The sequence below is a fragment of the Bradyrhizobium sp. WBAH42 genome (assembly GCF_024585265.1).
Taxonomy (GTDB): domain Bacteria; phylum Pseudomonadota; class Alphaproteobacteria; order Rhizobiales; family Xanthobacteraceae; genus Bradyrhizobium.
The window spans coordinates 7,601,902-7,618,330 of sequence record NZ_CP036533.1 but is presented as its reverse complement, the minus strand read 5'-3'; the positions used below and the strand labels follow the sequence as shown (position 1 = coordinate 7,618,330).

Annotated in this window: 8 protein-coding genes and 7 pseudogenes; 3 read left to right on the top strand and 12 right to left on the bottom strand. The window is 59.4% G+C overall.

Annotated elements, in window-relative coordinates; genetic code table 11:
• Window positions 1-11: 11 nt before the first annotated feature.
• The 8 genes and pseudogenes from DCG74_RS35830 to DCG74_RS35790 form a co-directional block, all read right to left on the bottom strand.
• Window positions 12-761, bottom strand: coding sequence for an SDR family NAD(P)-dependent oxidoreductase (locus tag DCG74_RS35830; protein ID WP_210268545.1), 750 nt, complete (start codon window positions 759-761; stop codon window positions 12-14).
• Window positions 758-3,193, bottom strand: a complete 2,436-nt coding sequence (locus DCG74_RS35825) for a xanthine dehydrogenase family protein molybdopterin-binding subunit (protein WP_246709037.1) — start codon at window positions 3,191-3,193, stop codon at window positions 758-760. The genes DCG74_RS35830 and DCG74_RS35825 overlap by 4 nt, the downstream gene beginning before the upstream one ends.
• On the bottom strand, window positions 3,147-3,908 hold the full coding sequence (locus tag DCG74_RS35820) for an N-acyl homoserine lactonase family protein (RefSeq protein ID WP_172789190.1): 762 nt from the start codon (window positions 3,906-3,908) through the stop codon (window positions 3,147-3,149). The genes DCG74_RS35825 and DCG74_RS35820 overlap by 47 nt, the downstream gene beginning before the upstream one ends.
• A complete protein-coding gene (locus DCG74_RS35815; protein ID WP_172789189.1) occupies window positions 3,905-4,384 on the bottom strand; it encodes a (2Fe-2S)-binding protein in 480 nt (159 codons plus the stop codon). Before DCG74_RS35815 ends, DCG74_RS35820 begins: the two co-directional genes overlap by 4 nt.
• Window positions 4,381-5,250 (bottom strand): xanthine dehydrogenase family protein subunit M, encoded by an 870-nt coding sequence (locus tag DCG74_RS35810; protein ID WP_172789188.1) that lies wholly within the window; start codon window positions 5,248-5,250, stop codon window positions 4,381-4,383. The genes DCG74_RS35815 and DCG74_RS35810 overlap by 4 nt, the downstream gene beginning before the upstream one ends.
• Window positions 5,251-5,286: 36 nt before the next feature.
• Window positions 5,287-6,060 carry an enoyl-CoA hydratase-related protein gene (locus tag DCG74_RS35805; protein WP_172789187.1) on the bottom strand — a complete coding sequence of 258 codons (774 nt, stop codon included), beginning with the start codon at window positions 6,058-6,060 and terminating at the stop codon, window positions 5,287-5,289.
• A 653-nt stretch (window positions 6,061-6,713) separates the two neighbouring features.
• Window positions 6,714-7,285 (bottom strand): annotated as a pseudogene (locus DCG74_RS35795) (DNA polymerase/3'-5' exonuclease PolX); the annotation flags it as partial.
• A gap of 1,055 nt (window positions 7,286-8,340) precedes the next feature.
• Entirely contained in the window at window positions 8,341-8,511 is a 171-nt protein-coding gene (locus DCG74_RS35790; RefSeq protein WP_172789186.1) for a DUF1508 domain-containing protein, read from the bottom strand.
• 767 nt (window positions 8,512-9,278) lie between these two features.
• Here DCG74_RS35790 and DCG74_RS35785 point away from each other — a divergent pair.
• Together DCG74_RS35785 and mmsA are read left to right on the top strand one after the other, a co-directional pair.
• A pseudogene (locus tag DCG74_RS35785) lies at window positions 9,279-9,452 on the top strand (IS3 family transposase); the annotation flags it as partial.
• Between the two features lie 1,117 nt (window positions 9,453-10,569).
• Window positions 10,570-11,624, top strand: a pseudogene (gene mmsA, locus DCG74_RS35775) (CoA-acylating methylmalonate-semialdehyde dehydrogenase); the annotation flags it as partial.
• 151 nt (window positions 11,625-11,775) lie between these two features.
• Here the strand turns inward: mmsA and DCG74_RS35770 are convergent.
• From DCG74_RS35770 to DCG74_RS35760, 3 genes and pseudogenes are all read right to left on the bottom strand, one after another.
• Window positions 11,776-13,126: pseudogene (locus tag DCG74_RS35770) on the bottom strand (IS3 family transposase).
• 173 nt (window positions 13,127-13,299) lie between these two features.
• Window positions 13,300-13,581 carry a hypothetical protein gene (locus DCG74_RS35765; RefSeq protein WP_172785689.1) on the bottom strand — a complete coding sequence of 94 codons (282 nt, stop codon included), beginning with the start codon at window positions 13,579-13,581 and terminating at the stop codon, window positions 13,300-13,302.
• Window positions 13,578-14,048, bottom strand: a pseudogene (locus DCG74_RS35760) (Hachiman antiphage defense system protein HamA); the annotation flags it as partial. The pseudogene DCG74_RS35760 and the gene DCG74_RS35765, both read right to left, overlap by 4 nt.
• Before the next feature lie 90 nt (window positions 14,049-14,138).
• Between DCG74_RS35760 and DCG74_RS35755 the strand changes: the two are divergent.
• Window positions 14,139-15,209: pseudogene (locus DCG74_RS35755) on the top strand (IS3 family transposase); the annotation flags it as partial.
• Between the two features lie 154 nt (window positions 15,210-15,363).
• Here DCG74_RS35755 and DCG74_RS39105 read toward each other — a convergent pair.
• Window positions 15,364-15,638, bottom strand: a pseudogene (locus DCG74_RS39105) (Hachiman antiphage defense system protein HamA).
• Between the last annotated feature and the right edge of the window lie 791 nt (window positions 15,639-16,429).

Genomic DNA, 16,429 nt, shown 5'->3' with positions numbered 1-16,429 from the left:
CGCCGCCTCCCTCAGACCATCGAATATCCGCCGTTCACGCTGATTACCTGGCCGGTAATCCAGGCGCCGGCGTCCGAGGCGAGCAAAGTTACGAGGGGAGCCACATCCGATGGCAGGCCCAGGCGACGAATGGCGTAGGCCTTGACCAGTTTGTCGCGATTGGCGTCGACCCAGGCCTTGTCGTGTGCGGTCTCGATCAGACCAAGCGAGATCGAATTCGCGGTAACGCCCGAACGACCCCACTCGCGAGCGAGCGATTTCATCAGCGCGATCGTTCCGGCGCGCGCGGCTGCGCCGATCGCGAGCCCGGATTCGCCGACGCGGGAGGAGTCGCCCATGATCGAGATGATGCGTCCACGGCCCGAAGTCTCAAGCAGCGGCCCGGCGCTATGCGAGCAGTTTAATGCGCCGTAAAGACAGGTGTCGACCTGCTTCTTCCAGTCCTCCGGCGTGCTCTCAGTGAACTTCTTTCGGAATACCAGGCCGGCGTTGTTGACAAGAATATCTAGGCCGCCGAAGTCGTTCTTGATGTCGGCGATCATCTTCTTGACGACGGTCGGATCAGCGATGTCGGCCTGATAGGCTTTTGCTTTTCCGCCGGTCCTTTCGATCTCAGCGACGACTCCTTCTGCATCCACGTTCGAACTGTGGTAATTGACTGCGACGGACGCGCCACGTTCCGCCAGCATCTTGCAGATAGCAGCCCCAACGTCGCGGCCGCCTCCCGTGACCAGCGCTATACGTCCCTTGAGATCAGTCATGATTTTCCCTTTGCTCTGAACTTGGCGTTCTGGATAAGCCTGAAGATGCGTTCCGGGGTCATTGGAAGGATCGAGACATCAATCTCGAGGGGCGATAGCGCGTCGGCGATAGCGTTGGCGATCGCCGCCGGCGCACCGATTGTGCCGCCTTCGCCCATACCGCGGAACCCGCCCGCCACCGCAGACTCGCTTTCGACGTGGACGACATCCATCATCGGCACTTCCGGGGCCGACGGAATCACGTAGTCGACAAGGCTCGCGCTGAGAAGTTGGCCATCGTCATCGTAGATGAGTTCCTCGAACAGCGCGGCACCGATGCCCTGTGCGACGCCCCCGTGGACCTGACCATCCACGATCATCGGATTGATGATGCGGCCACAATCCTCGGCGACGACAAACTTGTTGATCTTTACGAAGCACGTCGCCGGATCGATCTCGACCGCCGCGATGTGGGTTGCCGCCGCGGTTGTGCCATTGACTGGATCGTAGGTGTAGCTCGCAGTCAGCTCTTCCCGCGCATCGACCGGCAAGGTCTTCATGTCGGAATAGACGGCCTTGGAAATCTGCTTGAAAGACACTGTGCGATCGGTGCCGAGTACAGTCACCATTCCCTCGGAGACTTCGAGGTCATCCGCGTTAGCTTCCAGGAGATGCGATGCCACCCTCTTGATCTTGCCCTTCAGGATCTCTGAGGCATGCTTCGCGGCACCACCGCCGAGCACCGCGCTGCGGCTGGCGTACGTCCCGGTCGACATCGGGACCTCGTCGCTATCACCTTGAATGACGCGAATGTCCTCGAAGCGCGCACCGAGGTCGTCGGCAACGATCTGCGCCAAAGTTGTCTCGAGGCCCTGGCCATGGGAGGCGACGCCAAACGCTGCGGTGATGCCTCCGGTCGAATCGATCGTGATCTTCGCCGTTTCCGAGCCCGTATTGATCGGCATGCCTGGCGCGACCGCTATACGTGAGCCGATGCCGGTCAGTTCCGCGTATGAAGCGATGCCAATCCCGAAAAGTCGCCCACGTTTGCGGGCCTCGGACTGTTGCTTTCGAAGCTGATCGTAGCCCGCTGCCTCGGCGGCAGCCTCCAAGCAGTCGACAAAGCCGGTCTTGTCCCAAATGATGCCGGACGCGATCCGGTATGGGAATTCTTCAGCCCGCACCATGTTGCGGCGCCTGATCTCGAGTGGATCGATCCCCAGTGCCTTGGCGCCCATGTCCATCAGACGCTCGCAAACGAAGGTCGAAACCGGCCGGCCAACACCTCGGTAGGGTCCGGTCGGCGGCTTGCAAGTCGCTACACCGCGAACCGCGCCACGATATGATTGTATCTTGTAGGGGCCGGGCAGAAAGCTGACGACCTGCACGGGCTCCAGGCCGCAAGTCCACGGATAGATGGAAAAGGCGCCGACGTCGCCGATCACGTCTGCTTGCAGCGAGGTAGCCATGCCGTTCACGTCGAAGCCCATTTCGGCGTCAACGATCTCGGCAAAAGCCTGACTGCTACTGCTGATGTCTTCGAGCCGGTCCGCCGTCCATTTGATCGATCGGCGCAGCTTGCGTGCGGCGATGCAGATCAGAAGCTCCTCCGCATACAGCGAGCCTTTCGACCCGAAGCTGCCACCGACGTCGGGGGCGACCACCCTCAGGCGATGTCCTGGAAGCGAGAGCGATTCCGAGATGGCATCGCGGATGATGCCTGGGATGTTCGAGGACGTGTAGAGCGTGAGCGCATCTCTTCGCTTCTCGTATTCGGCAGCATAGCTGCGCGGCTCCATCGCAAGCGCCGCCTTTCGAGTCATCTCGAAACGCCCACCCACCCTCACCGCGGCGCCAGCCAGACCGGCTTCGACGTCCCCCTTCTTGAACTCGCGGGCGATCAGGACGTTCGTCCCAGCCTCTTCGTGGAGCAGAGCCGCACCTTCCGCGACCGCCGCTTCCGGGCGCGCGACCGGCTCCAGACGTTCGTAGTCGACGTCGATCAATTCGATCGCATCTTCGGCCAGGTAGCGCGAGGTGGCGGCGACGGCGGCGACGGCCTCTCCAACATAACGGACTTTTCCGGAGGCGAGCGGCAGAATCGGCGTCGCGTAGTAGTTCGCCATCCGAGAGAATGGGATGACCGGCTTGAAATCGCCGGCTATCTCCTCCGCGGTCAGCACCGCCACGACACCCGGCGCTTCCAGGGCGGCAGACGTGTCGACCCGCACAAGTCTGGCATGCGCTTGGGCGCTGCGTAGGAAGGCGATATGCAACGGCCGATCCAGCTTTCGATCGGCGGCGTATTCACCGCTTCCCGCGAGCAGGCGTGGATCCTCGGTGCGCCTTATCGGCGCGCCGACTTTTTTCGGGCACTGCACGTCGGAGGGGTTGGGGCGATGATCTCTATTCATAGCTGTCGCCGCCTTTGCGCAAGCCTTGCCATTGCGCATCGTCGTGTCCGCAGATCACCGTTGCACCGGACTTCTCGATCCGGCGAACCTCCGCAAACGTCTTCAACTGCTGTTCGACGTTCCAAGTGTTGCGGGGGGCCGCGTCAGCATCGAGGTTCTGGCGCAGGCTGACGGCATCCGAGGCGAGCAGGAACTGCCCATCCTTATCCAAATTGACGAGCGCTCCCATCGTCCCCGGCGTGTGGCCCGGCAGCGGAAGCAGAACCAGACTAGAGTCGCCGAAGACATCTTTCTCTCCGTTTACTGGCTCGATCGGCTGTCCGTAATCCCAGTCGGCTCTGAGGTATCCTGCGGCGTCTGCGCCAGGCGCCTTCGCCGCTTCGATCTCCTTGGCATGTGCGAGAATTGTCGCCTTGCGGAAGAACTGATTGCAACCGCAATGATCCGGATGAAAGTGCGAGTTGACGACGATGTCGATGTCATCCGGCCCGAGGCCCGTGCATGCCAGGCTTGGCAGCAGTGTCTCATCCTCTCGCATCATCGGCTTCATGACCTTTGCGAGCGGGCCCCAACGACCCTCAGCGTCGGTGACGACGGACGGATGACATCCGGTATCGAACAGCACATTGCCCTGCTTATGCCGAACCAGCGCGCTGCTGACCGAGAGATCGATCGTCTCGCTCCGCTCTGCGCCGGCCACGTAGATACTCTTCTTCATCCGAAGGCGCCCGGCGGCGAGGAAGTTCAACTTCATGACTTTTTCCCTGCGCGCATAGTGGCGGCGCTGCGGATCGCGGCCACAATGTTCTGATAGCCCGTACAACGGCAAAGATTTCCGGAAAGCCCCTCCCGGATGTCCTCATCGGTAGCTAGAGGATACTTTCGAAGCAGGTCCTCACCGGTCATCAGCATACCGGGCGTGCAATAGCCGCACTGAAGCCCGTGATGCTCGCGGAACTGCGATTGAAGGACGTTTAGTTCTTCGGCCGACCCCAGTCCCTCGACTGTTACAATTTCGGCACCATCGGTCTGGACTGCCAACATCAAGCAGGCGCGCGCGCTGTCGCCGTTCACAAGGATGGTACAGGCTCCGCAGACACCATGCTCGCACCCGACATGCGTTCCGGTGAGACCTAGTCGGTCGCGCAAGAAGTCAGACAACAGCATGCGCGGCTCGACGTCAGTAATGTCGTAGCGCTCTCCGTTCACTTTCACCGAGATCTCTGTCATGCCGCCTGCTCCGTCGGTATCAGAGCGGTGCGCAATGCGCGCCGGGACAGCTCTTTCAGGAGGTGCGTGCGGTACTCACCCGATGCATGAACATCGTCGTTCGGAGACACCTCTGACGCGATGATCTCGGAAAAGAGCTCCGGAGCCTGTTCGTCGAGCGGCAATGCAACGAGTTCTCGCTCGGCTTGCTTCAAGCGCAGCGGAGTGTTGGCCACTCCCATCACCGCGATGCGCGCATCCTCAAGCCTGGCACCCGTGCGACGAACGGACAGAGCGATGCTCGCCAGCGCGAAATCGCCGAAGCGGCGGGCGACCTCTTCAAATGCCCACCCGTCGTGATCGAGGACCGGAAATTCGATTTCCACGACGATCTCGTCGGGCTCTAGGCAACTTGTCAGAGCATCGACAAAGAACTCCTCCGCGGCGACCGTCCTGAGCCCGCTCGGGCCCCGAATTGATATGGTTGCATCGTAGAATACCGTTAGCATCGGCAGTTCGGCGGCGGGATCCGCATGGGACAAGCTGCCGCCGATTGTGCCGCGATTGCGTATAGCCAGATGAGCCACGTGCCGCATTGCGGCCGACAATACCGGAAGCTTTGAAGCGGTCATTGGCGAATGTTCGAGGTGACGATGGCGGGTCAGCGCGCCGATCGCGATGCTATCGCCCCGGTCCTTGATATAGGAAAGTCCTTCGATGCGGTTGAGGTCGATCAGAACCGAAGGGCGGGCCATCCGGAAGTTGAGGAGCGGTAATAGACTTTGCCCTCCGGCGAGCAGCTTTCCCTCTCCGTGCGAGGCAACTAGTGCCTCGACGGCCGCCTCCACGGTCGTTGGAGCGACATAGTCAAACTTGGCAGGCTTCATCGGCACTCTCCAAATCCTGATCTTTCTTCATCCAACCTATTCTCCGCGAAACCGCGGCGTCCTCTTCTGCGCGAAGGCCTCACGGCCTTCCTTGAAGTCGCCGCTGTCGGATGCCTCGTCGACGAGCCGCTGTGCTGTCGCCAGATCCAGCGCTCCGTTGCCCATGGTGAGACCATTCAGCATGAATTTGGCGCCGGAGATCGAGAGCGGTGCATTGCCGGAGAGGTGTTGCAGGAACTTCTCCGCGGCCGTGACGACATCGTCGTGAAGCTCGTCGATCAAGCCCATCCGAATGGCTTGTTCGGCGCCGAAGCGGTCTGCCGAATAGAGTATCCTCTTGGCGTTGGACACGCCGGTGAGTGCGAGCAGGCGCTGCACACTGTGAACTCCGTAGACAATCGACAGCCTCGCCGACGGAATGCCAATTATAGCGTTGAGATGGGCGAAGCGGAAATCGCAAGCGAGCGCAAGATGGCAGCCTCCTCCGAGACAGTAGCCATCGATCGCCGCGACGACAGGCTTTCCCAGTGCAGCAATCGCTCCCGAGCAGGCATCGACTGCGACTTCGTAGGCAGCCGCCTGATGACGGTCTTCTCTGATGCGATCGAATTCGGAGATGTCCGCGCCGACGGAGAAGTTCCGGTCCGAGCCACGCAGGATCACGCCGCGGACATCCCGATCAATGGCGTAACTCGAGAAGATGTCAGCAAGCTCCCGCCACATCGCAAGCGTTACGGCATTCCTTACAGCTGGACGATTCAGAACGACGTGCGCAACGCCGTCTAGCCGCTCGACCCGAATTTCCTCCACGAATGCCTCTCTGGGCTGGGACAGGTTTGAGCATACCCGACGAAGGTCGAGGCTCACCTGTTACTTGCATAACTAGACTTAATACTTCGAGGGAGTCAAGTCCGCTCTTGCCGTTGACCTCAATCTGCGGAAACATCTCGAATCCCGCGAGTTTCCAGTTCAGCGTCAGGCGATGGTTCGGCCAGCAGATCTGTCGGGCAAACTGTCAACTCTGCTGCGCTTGCTCAGGTGGCGCTACCTAGAGAACGATTGACGTCGTCGAATAGACTGTCGCGACGCGATGGTTCACCGCCGACGCTCAGCCAGCGCCCATTCGAGGCTGTGCAAAATTTCATGGGACACTGATCACGGTTATAGACCATGCCGTTGATCGACAAACTGCCTCCTAGCGTGCGGCCCTGAGCTGTCTAGATAGGTCGACCACCAGTCCGAGCGGTCGGATCCGTCTTGAATTGCTAGTTGGAGGAAGCATCGAAGCGTTTTGATAAACCCCGCTGGTACATGAATGAATGGGTTGCGGTCCACGGGAGCAGCCTCGAGGAGACAGCCTGTTGCCATATCATCCGCCGAGAGGCGATTTGCGAGTAGGCAGCCGGCCGCACCAGCCCCCACAATCACGGCCGCACAAGGGTGTCGCGTTCCACGACGATGACAAGCGCCGAGTGGTGCCAACGCCAATCCAGGTAAAGAGGCCATGCATGTGAGTTGATCTCGACCACGACGTGTTTCGCACAGGTCGATTTCGTGACCAGGGTGGCGCTGTAGCTGCCGCCCGGTCATGTGGCCGACGATAATCGTGTGAGGATCGGAAGCGGCCCGAAGCAGTCCCTGCGTCTGTGTCTTGCAGTCCAGCATGAAGCGCCCGGGGATACTGGCGACAACGAAAGTCGAAACGTCCAAGCACCTCGTCGTCGTAGTCAAGCGAGCCGTCCGCCAGAATGTCCGACTCGATGCCGCTAAGGAGCCGGAAACCCTTGCCGAAGCGCTTGTTGAGCCGGTCGGCTGCTCGATGCTGCTGCGCGCCCCGAAATACTCGTCCGCGCTGGCGCGCCGCTTTTCGCCATCGTCTCCAGGGTCTCGATCCCGTCCGAGTTATCGGCGTGGCAGTGAAGGATTCCGCGCAGGTTCTCCGTCGGTGAAGAGCTTCGGCAGCTTGCCCTTCAGGACCAGCTCAATTTCGCCGCGCCCTCCCGAGCTCCGGAGCGATGAAGGGCAGCCTGGCAGCATCTAGCGTTGCACATGGTGGTCGCACGAGCCGGGGGCCGTTTGCCGCGCGAGCGGATTGAGTTAGGCGAATAGGGCAGATTCGCGCTCAGTTTCGTTTCAGAGAGTCATCCAGAACAGGTGAATGCGGCTCACCGATGATTGCAAAGTTATCATTTGTCGGCCTGTTCCGCCCCGACGCGGATTAGCCTAAAGTCAACGCTCTCGAGCGTTTTGGGGAGGATGGGTGCTTCTACAACGCCACTGGCGTCCATTCAGGTTGCGGGCGACAAGCCGGACCCGCGATGCGCCTGCGCTAAATCCTCCACATAGATGAATTTGTTTCTCTCGGCGGTGACCGCCGACAGCGTCCGTTTATGCCGGGGGCTGGCTAAGCGGGCAGAGATCACGTGAGAAGCGCTCCGAAGCCGGCGCCGCCGGACTCCGGTCGTCCAAGAGAGGAGGAGAAAGGCGCTGCCATTCTATAAGTTGGCAGCCTGATTGCTGTCTTACCCGAGGTCTCCACGACTTCGGGCGCCCAGATCTCCGGGGCGAATTCAGGGTGGTCGGACCAACGGTCCGGCCGCCCCTTTTGCGTTGGCTTCCAGCGCTGCGAGAAGGCAGGACGGGCGCCTCGCTGATCGCCTGAACGACTTCCAGCCGTTGAGCCCAACGCGGGCTGAAAGGCTCTCAGGCGGTCAGGACTGGCGGCTGGCAGCAAAGGTTGAAAATCAGCGGCGAAGGCCGAACCGCCAAGTGGAACAAGTGCCAGAATAGGTGCCAAAAGAGGTGCCAATGCAAATCGGTCTGGCACCCGTTCTGGCACCTCATTCTGGCGGCTGTCTGGCACCTCGTTTTGGCACCTTAAGTTCGTTTTGGCACCTTAAGTGCTGATTACATTACTGAATTCGGCGAGTGCCAGAAAGTGCTAGAAAGAGCCAGAAATTTTCCCATCTTGATTGCCATCTCTGCGCCCCCGTTCTTTAGAACGGGGCGATGGCAGTGGGCGGGGGTAAGGGGCTAGCAGGTCTGATCGACTGAAAGCCCAACAGTCAAACCGAAATGAGAGAGGTGGGATTACTCGCGGATAGGCGTGTCGCGGTCGGTGCTTTTTACAAGTTCGATTGCCGCGAAGCAGTCGGCCTTGTGGTGATAACCCTCGCCGGACTCAGCGATCTTGCGCTGATTTCCGGCGTGCAGCGTCCAACGCCACTCATTACGCTCGTCGCGGTAGAGTTGAAAGTACATGCCTCGCTCCTGCGTGGGTGTCCCTGAGGCCCGGCAGGGTACGGCGAAAAGGCCGCAGGGTAAGTTACCGGGGCTGGTGGGCCTCTTCGGGCTGAAGGGCTGTAGGACCCCTGAGCCGAAGGGGCCAACACGTTGTTCTCCAACGGGACATTTTGGCGAACGGACTGCGAACTAGGTGTTCCGCAGGGCGAACACCCGGCAGGCGGCCCCGAGCCGAAGGGCTGAGGTCTGTCAATAACCGTCTGATATCGCAGCCAATATCGGAAACCAGCCAATTTGGCGCATCTGAAATCCATACTATAGGGGCAGCGTTTGCGGGGCGCTGGTCCTTTCGGTACGCGGCGCCCGGGTCGACTGACCAAGCGGCGCCGCGCAGACCGGCCTTAACCCAGACCCGCCACACGAGACTGCCACATGACTAGACAACCCGACCCGGTCTTCGCTGGGCTGGCCTAAGGCTTGCGACCGCGCGCCGTCGCGCCCGAGCCTGAAACGATCACCCTAGACATCGACGCGATTCGCGCCGACGAACGTTTTCGCATCATTCAAGTCCTCAACGGGCAACAGCTTCAAGCCAGATCGCGATGGGGACGACGATGAGTGACCTAGCATTACAGTTGCCTTTTTTTCTTGAGATGGCTTTGCGCGCGTTGGCCTGATGAGCCCTGCGCCAGGACGACCACGCGAGGATGTGAGCGTGCGGGATACGTCGCTGGGCTAGCTTAAGGGCGATGCGACGGATCTCCTGGATCGACCAGCGGATCAACAATCTCCAGCGTCCCCACTCGTCGCTGAAATACCTGACCCCCGCGGCCTACGCCGCCCACCTCACCGCAACGGACGATCGGCTGCGCAACCCCGACCAGCTCCGCCGATCGTCCGTTGCTCCATCAGCGCCACTTGGCGTACAAAACCCCGAGACTCTAACTGCCGCTGGATGAAAATGCAGTGGCAGGTCAGTCCCGCAAGAGGATTGAGATTCCGCAAGAGGATTGGCGGATTCAGAAGCCGTTGAAAAAGTCTCAAAAAGAACGAGGCTGACGAAGCACAATCGCAAATAACCGGACATGGAAGAATCCCGGTATCGCGCCCCGCCGGGGATGACCATTCGCTCAGACCTAGGCAGCCATGGGGGTCAAATCTGGCGGTGCGATAAAGTCATTTGCTTCTGACGTGAGATCTTGGGTTAACGTAAGTCCCATCCGCAGCGGCTTGCAGAACAGAGCCCTTTCGGCGTTTGGTCGAGCTTCGGAGTGAGCGGCAGACATCATGTCATTGGGGAGCCGATGTACGGCTTCAGGTATAAGGGCGTGGTCGGTCGGTTTCCGTAGTTTCGTTTGAGGCCCGCAACGTTGCGCCCGTTCGAACTGTGCGTCGGTAGCGCCGCGATTATGAGCGTACATCTCGGCCACCGGTGCCGAATATTTCGCGATGTAGTATCTGACCTCGCTGCAAGATATGCGAGTTGTGGGCCTGTGGTGACGCGAAGTGAAGGCTTCGACCCCAGCGGCATCAGCAGCAACGCAACAATGGCCGCCGCGCGTACAATCATTCCCCCGCCCCATTCTGTCTTCTTCGTACAGAGAGCAGGTCTGAGTAGCCCACACGGCGCAAATTAAGAATCGCGCACTGGTGTCAAAGTGCGGGGAAACTGTTGCTACAATGCTTCGGTATTCCGGCTAATGGCTGCAGACGGCAGCTGCTCGTGAAGGGACGTGACCCGGCTTCGTATCAAATTCGAAGCGGGGACGGGCGATCGTTGCATTGAACGGGAGCTGTTACCGCCGAACAACTCTTCTTCTCCGCGCGGCGTTCTGTACGCCGACAAATCCTTCTCGCGTTAGCGGGTCGCAGGCGTCGCCGGAGCGCCTGCAGTTCCCCAAATAGTGCGATAAGCCCCTCGACCCGTTGACGCAGAATAGCCGAATAGTTGTAAACCTGACGTCGATTACTCATTACTGCCTCAAACAATGACTATTGAAACAATATCGGGCGAAAGGGTATGCAACCGGAGGTAGGATCATACAAGCTAAAAAAGGGCAGGGTAAAGCGTGGAACAGCTATTCTACGCGCCAGCCGCTCGGTGTCGTCGCCGGAATCACACCCTTCAATTTCCCTGTCATGGTTCCGATGTGGATGTTCCCGGTCGCCCTCGCCTGCGGAAATGCGTTCATTCTGAAGCCATCTGAGCGCGACCCATCGCCGTCGCTCATCATGGCGGAGTGGTTGAAGGAAGCGGGTCTGCCGGACGGTGTGTTCAGCGTGGTGCAAGGCGACAAGGAAGCTGTCGATGCACTGCTGCATCACCCGGATATTTCGGCGATCAGCTTCGTGGGCTCCACGCCGATCGCGCAGTACATCTATTCGACGGCCGCGAACACCGGGAAGCGCTGCCAGGCGGTGGGCGGCGCCAAGAACCACATGATTGTGATGCCCGATGCCGACATGGATCAGGCGGTCGATGCGTTGATGGGGGCCGCCTACGGCTCCGCCGGCGAACGCTGCATGGCGATCTCGGTTGCCGTGCCGGTCGGCGAGGGGACGGCGGATAAGCTGATCTCTGCGCTCGAACCCAAGGTCCGAGGCCTGAAGGTCGGGCCGGGTACCGACCCCGAAGCGGAGATGGGGCCTCTCGTCCCGAAGCAGCACCTGTACTGCTGGTCGACGGACGCAAGTTCAGGATGCAGGGCTACGAAAATGGTTTCTTCGTGGGCGGAAGCCTGTTCGACCATGTCAAGCCGAACATGAAGATCTACAAGAAAGAGATCTTCGGACCGGTGCTGTCAGTCGTTCGAGCGCCGGACTACGCGACAGCCGCGCGCATGATCAATGAACACGAATTTGGCAATGGTACCGCCATCTTCACGCGTGATGGCGATGCCGCGCGTGAATTCGCCCATCAGATCAAGGTGGGGATGGTCGGCATTAACGTTCCAATTCCGGTGCCGATGGCCTTTCACTCCTTCGGTGGATGGAAAGCATCGATCTTCGGCGACCACCACATGCACGGCCCTGAACGCGTCCGCTTCAATACTCGAATGAAGATAGTCACCAGCCGCTGGCCAACCGGAATACGAGCCGGTGCCGAATTCGTCATGCCCACCATGTCTTAGGAAAATGCCATCGAGCTTTTTGGATTGCTGCTTCCTCCTATGAGGGCCCCTCCGGCCCTCGCTTCTTTTCGGGGAATTGTCCGTCGTCAGATAATTTGAGACTGATCAGGCTTTTCGCGAAGAGAGGCTCTGGCTCATCAGGGGTTGGAGTTTAAGCTGCTTGCAATTGATGCTGCAAGCGGCGGTTTGCGATGGTGTTGCGCTTGATGCGTTTTCGCACGGCGAGGATCGCCTCAGCCCTGCCGAAGTAGACATCGGCAGGAGTGAGGTTGTCGATGCTCTCGTGATAGCGGACGTGATTGTAGTGTTCGACGAAGGCCCGTATCTGCCGTTCGAGGTCGCCGGGCAGGTAGTAGTTGTCGAGCAGAATGCGGTTCTTCAAGGTCTGGTGCCAGCGCTCGATCTTCCCTGGGTCTGAGGATGGTACGGAGCGCCGCGCACATGCTGCATGCCCTTCTGGTCGAGCCACTTGGCCAGATCGTCCGACACGTAACTCGAGCCATTGTCGCTGAGAAGCCTTGGCCGGTGCGCGACGGCGATGTTGTCAAGACCGGAGGCGGCGAGTGCCTGGTCGAGGGTGACTGTGACATCGGAAGCGCACATGGTGGGACCAAGCCTTCAGGCCACGATGTAGCGCGAGAAGTCGTCAAGCACGGTCGAGAGATAGTACCACCCCCATCCGGTGATCTTGAGGTAGGTGAAGTCGGTCTGCCAGAGCTGGTTGACGGCCGTCGTCTTGTCCTTGAACTCGTTCGCGGCCTTGATCACCACATAGGCCGGGCTGGTGATGAGGTCATGCGCCTTCAGCAGCCGATAGACCGACGCCTCGGAGACAAAGTACTTTCGTTCGTCGGTGAACCGCACGGCCAGCTCGCGTGCCGACAGCTCAGGTAACTCCAGCGCCAGGTCGATGATCTGGCCCCGCACATCGTCCGGGATGCGGTTCCAGACCCGGTCTGGTCGAGACCGATGATCGGCCAGCGCTTCAGCGCCTCCCTCGCGGTAGCGATCATACCAGCGATAGAATGTGGCGCGCGGGATACCGAGCTTGTCCAGCGTGCGTTTGGCCGGAAGATGCGATTGCTCGACCAGCTGGATGATCTCGGCCTTTTCGGAGGCGGGATATCTCATGCGTCGTCCTCCCCATCTCCGTTCATACTTTTTTTGAGCAGACGGTTCTCCAGGGTCAGATCGGCCACGGCCTCCTTCAAGGCGGCAGCCTCTTGGCGGAGGTCCTTCACCTCGCCGGAGGTCGTAGCTCGCGCCGTGTCGCCGGCCAGGCGGCGCTTGCCGGCCTCGAGAAACTCCCTGGACCAGCCGTAATACATCGAGGCGGCAATGCCTTCTCGGCGGCAAAGCTCGGAGATGTTCTCCTCGCTGCGCAATCCTTCCAGCAGTATGCGGATCTTCTCTTCCGCCGAATAATGCCGGCGGGTCTGTCGCCTAATGTCCTTTATAACTTGTTCTGCCGGCGCTTTGCCCGGTCCGGATTTCTGCTTCATCTTCGCTCCTGGTGGCTACGATGAACCAGAAATCCTCCCTCCGCAAAATCCTACAATTTGTCTCACAGGTCCTGACGGCGAACAGCATTCATCCCCCACGGGCTAATCCCTGGATTGCGCAACACGATTCGTGAAGAAACTTCGAGGGTTTTTATAATCCCATCGATTTCAGTCTACAAAATATCGAGCTGGTCCTGCGAAAGGCCATGTACGCTCGGCGATGAGGCGAGCGTACCGTAATCAATCTGTCGAAAAACAAGATAAGACAGCAGATATTCGTAAAACCGACTTCGAGTCCGAATTGCGCGACTTTTCGCGTATTCCATGAACTCAGAAAATTCGGACGCCAGCCGCTGAGTCGCAAGACGAATAACGGAACGTAAAGTTATCGCTTCAATTGCCGTTTGCAGATTTGCATCGCCCCAAATCTTTTCTGCCAGCGCTTGGACGGTCATGCTGATAATCCTAAGGACTTCTTCATCGCGGACCGGAAATCATCGCAAAAACCAAAAGGAACGTAGAGAATATGGATCTCAAAGCTTTCAATGCCCCGATTGGTGGCCCTTGATTTTGCCATCTGGCACCACTGCGGAAAGACGGCCTTTACCTTCGCGGTGAATTCGTCCTGCCGCACCTGGTTAGGTTTCTGAGGGTATTCGTAGTCAAAGCCGACAAGGCAAATCCCCCTCCATGAAACTCTGTTGAACGCTGCAGAGTGAGGATTGATGGAGTCGAGGATCAACTTCTGCAGTTCAGAGTCTGCCAAGTCCATGTAATGATCAAGCAGTGCGAGCTCTCGGCGCTTATCTGAATCTCCCGCTCCTGCCGACAACAGAAAAGGTTTCAGACCATCAAACGCTTCGGATAGAGCTCGATCTAGATCTTTATGAACTTTCGACTCACACCAGTAGATTGCCAGCTCATCGGGCCCGCTTCCTGTGAAGTGGCCCCCGGATTTGGGACCAGAAGCCTAGTTGGAATGTAGCCGTTCCGTTTGGTAAACGGAGCGGAGATGACGAAGAAGACGAGACGGAAGATCGACGCGGCGCTGAAGGCGAAGATCGCCTTGGAGGCGCTGCGTGAACAGGTGAGCGTGGCCGATCTGGCGCAGCGCTACGAGGTGCATCCCAACCAGATTTATTCCTGGAAGAAGCAACTGCTGGATCAGGCGGCCAGAGCTTTTGATCCCGCTGGGGAGGCGGCGGACGTTGGTCGCGACCGTGAGATCGGGAAGCTGCATGCCAAGATCGGGCAGTTGGTCGTGGAGCGGGATTTTTTAGCGAAGAGGTCCGGAAGATGAGCGTCCCGGACCGCAGGGCGAAGCTCGACCGCGCATGGCGTGCTGTCGATCCGCCGCCAGTGCCGGCTGCTCGCGCTCGGGCGTTTACCGGACGCCGCAGCCGGCCAATGACGACGATCTGACGCTGATGCGCCAGATCGACGAACTGTTCACCGCGCGGCCGTTTCTGGGCTCGCGGCGGATGGCGTGGCTGCTGAGGGAGGATGGCGTTCCGATCAACCGCAAGCGCGTGCAGCGGCTGATGCGCAAGATGGGGATCGAGGCACTGGGGCCGAAGCCGCGCACCAGCAAGCCTGCGCCGGGGCACCTCTGCTGCGCGGCATGACCATCGACCGGCCGAACCAGGTCTGGGCGACCGACATCACCTACATCCCGATCGGACGCGGCTTCCTCTATCTGGTGGCTGTGATCGATTGGGCGAGCCGGGCCGTGCTGAGCTGGCGCCTGTCCAATACGATGGACGTGTCGTTCTGCATCGACGCCCTGGAGGAGGCGCTGGCGCGGTTCGGCAAGCCGCAAATCTTCAACACCGATCAGGGCAGCCAGTTCACCAGCGAGGCCTTCACCGGCGTGCTGGAGGCCGCCGGCATTCGGATCTCGATGGACGGTCGCGGCCGCTGGATGGACAACGTGTTCATCGAACGGCTGTGGCGCAGCCTCAAGCACGAGGACGTCTATCTCAAATTCTATGCCGACGGCAAAGAGCTGCACGCGGGCCTCGCCGACTGGATCGGCTTTTATAACGAGGAGCGCCCGCACCAGGCACACGGCTATCGCACCCCGATGGCGGTCTGGCGCGCCGGCGCTACAGCAAAGGCTGTGGACATGGTGGACAACGCCGAAGAGGCGTTGCCCACATGCCCACAACCTCAACAACAGACGCAGACAGAGGCCCTCGCGGCCTGATATCAGAAAATCGGAGCGGCGAGACTTCCAACTAAGAAGGCGGCGTCAGTGGTCCTGCTCCCGGGGGCCACTTCACTGGTCCGCAATGGACACCATCAAGGCCATTAAAATGCATCTCCCTATCCGTTTTGAGGTCCATTTTGCAGAGGAGCTGCGGTACTTGAGCAGGCTTTCGGCCAAAACGAAGAGAAGCATCTCTCCTTGTTCTCCAGACATGCCATAACGCTTGAAGGTGTCGATCGCTTGCCGGCGGAGGCGTTCGTTTTTTAGTCGAGCTTCTTGTTGATTTGACGAACTCGCAGCCATCAAAAGCCTGCGAGGGGTCACATAGTCGAGGAGCCAGTTCGCGACTTCGTCGGTAAAATCTGAAAGCCTTGGCAAGCACGAGCCGTCGAGCGCTACATGGTGGCAGTGAGCAACGGCCTTTGTATGTTCAGCCACAGCATGGGTTGTAACTGTGGTGAGCACTGGCGTTAGGTCTAGGCCTCGTCGTGTTACTGCCGCGAATCGTTCGGCAAGCGTTAGGCTAGATGCAATCTTAGAGTCCATAAAACAATGCCGCTCAATCAAAGCGGAAATCAATTCGTTGGCAAAAGTATCGCGCGTGTTAGTTGTGGACGCGCTCGCGATTGCCCAGGTACAAATCAGTTGCCGAGTGATCGTAAGCGCATTGCCACCCAATTGATTGAGGCGTCCTCCCGACTTGCGGTGCGACATTTCAGATGACGAGCGGGCTTGGGATGCACAGGGAGCGGCGCCGCAACAAGTGAGCCGGGCCAAACTCGGCCATGGGAGTTTGGACCGGTATGAAGATCGCTTCTGCTTGCCGCATGCTTGCAAAGGGCCAAGCTTCCGGGCGGAGCCATCGCGACGGAGCTATCGTGCGATCTCTCCAATAGAAGTTCGGTTCGTCAGTTTTATCGACCTTAGATTTATGCGCGCTTATACTTTGGTCGTATTCCCCGCGACCATGCAGCTATTGTGCGTCATTGACTGTGCGGCGCAGAAAAACGACTGGCTTGATCGCTGCGAGCTACCCAAATCGAGCTGATCAAAGTCGCGCCGACGGGCGACACGGCTTGCCGCTGGTGGATAAA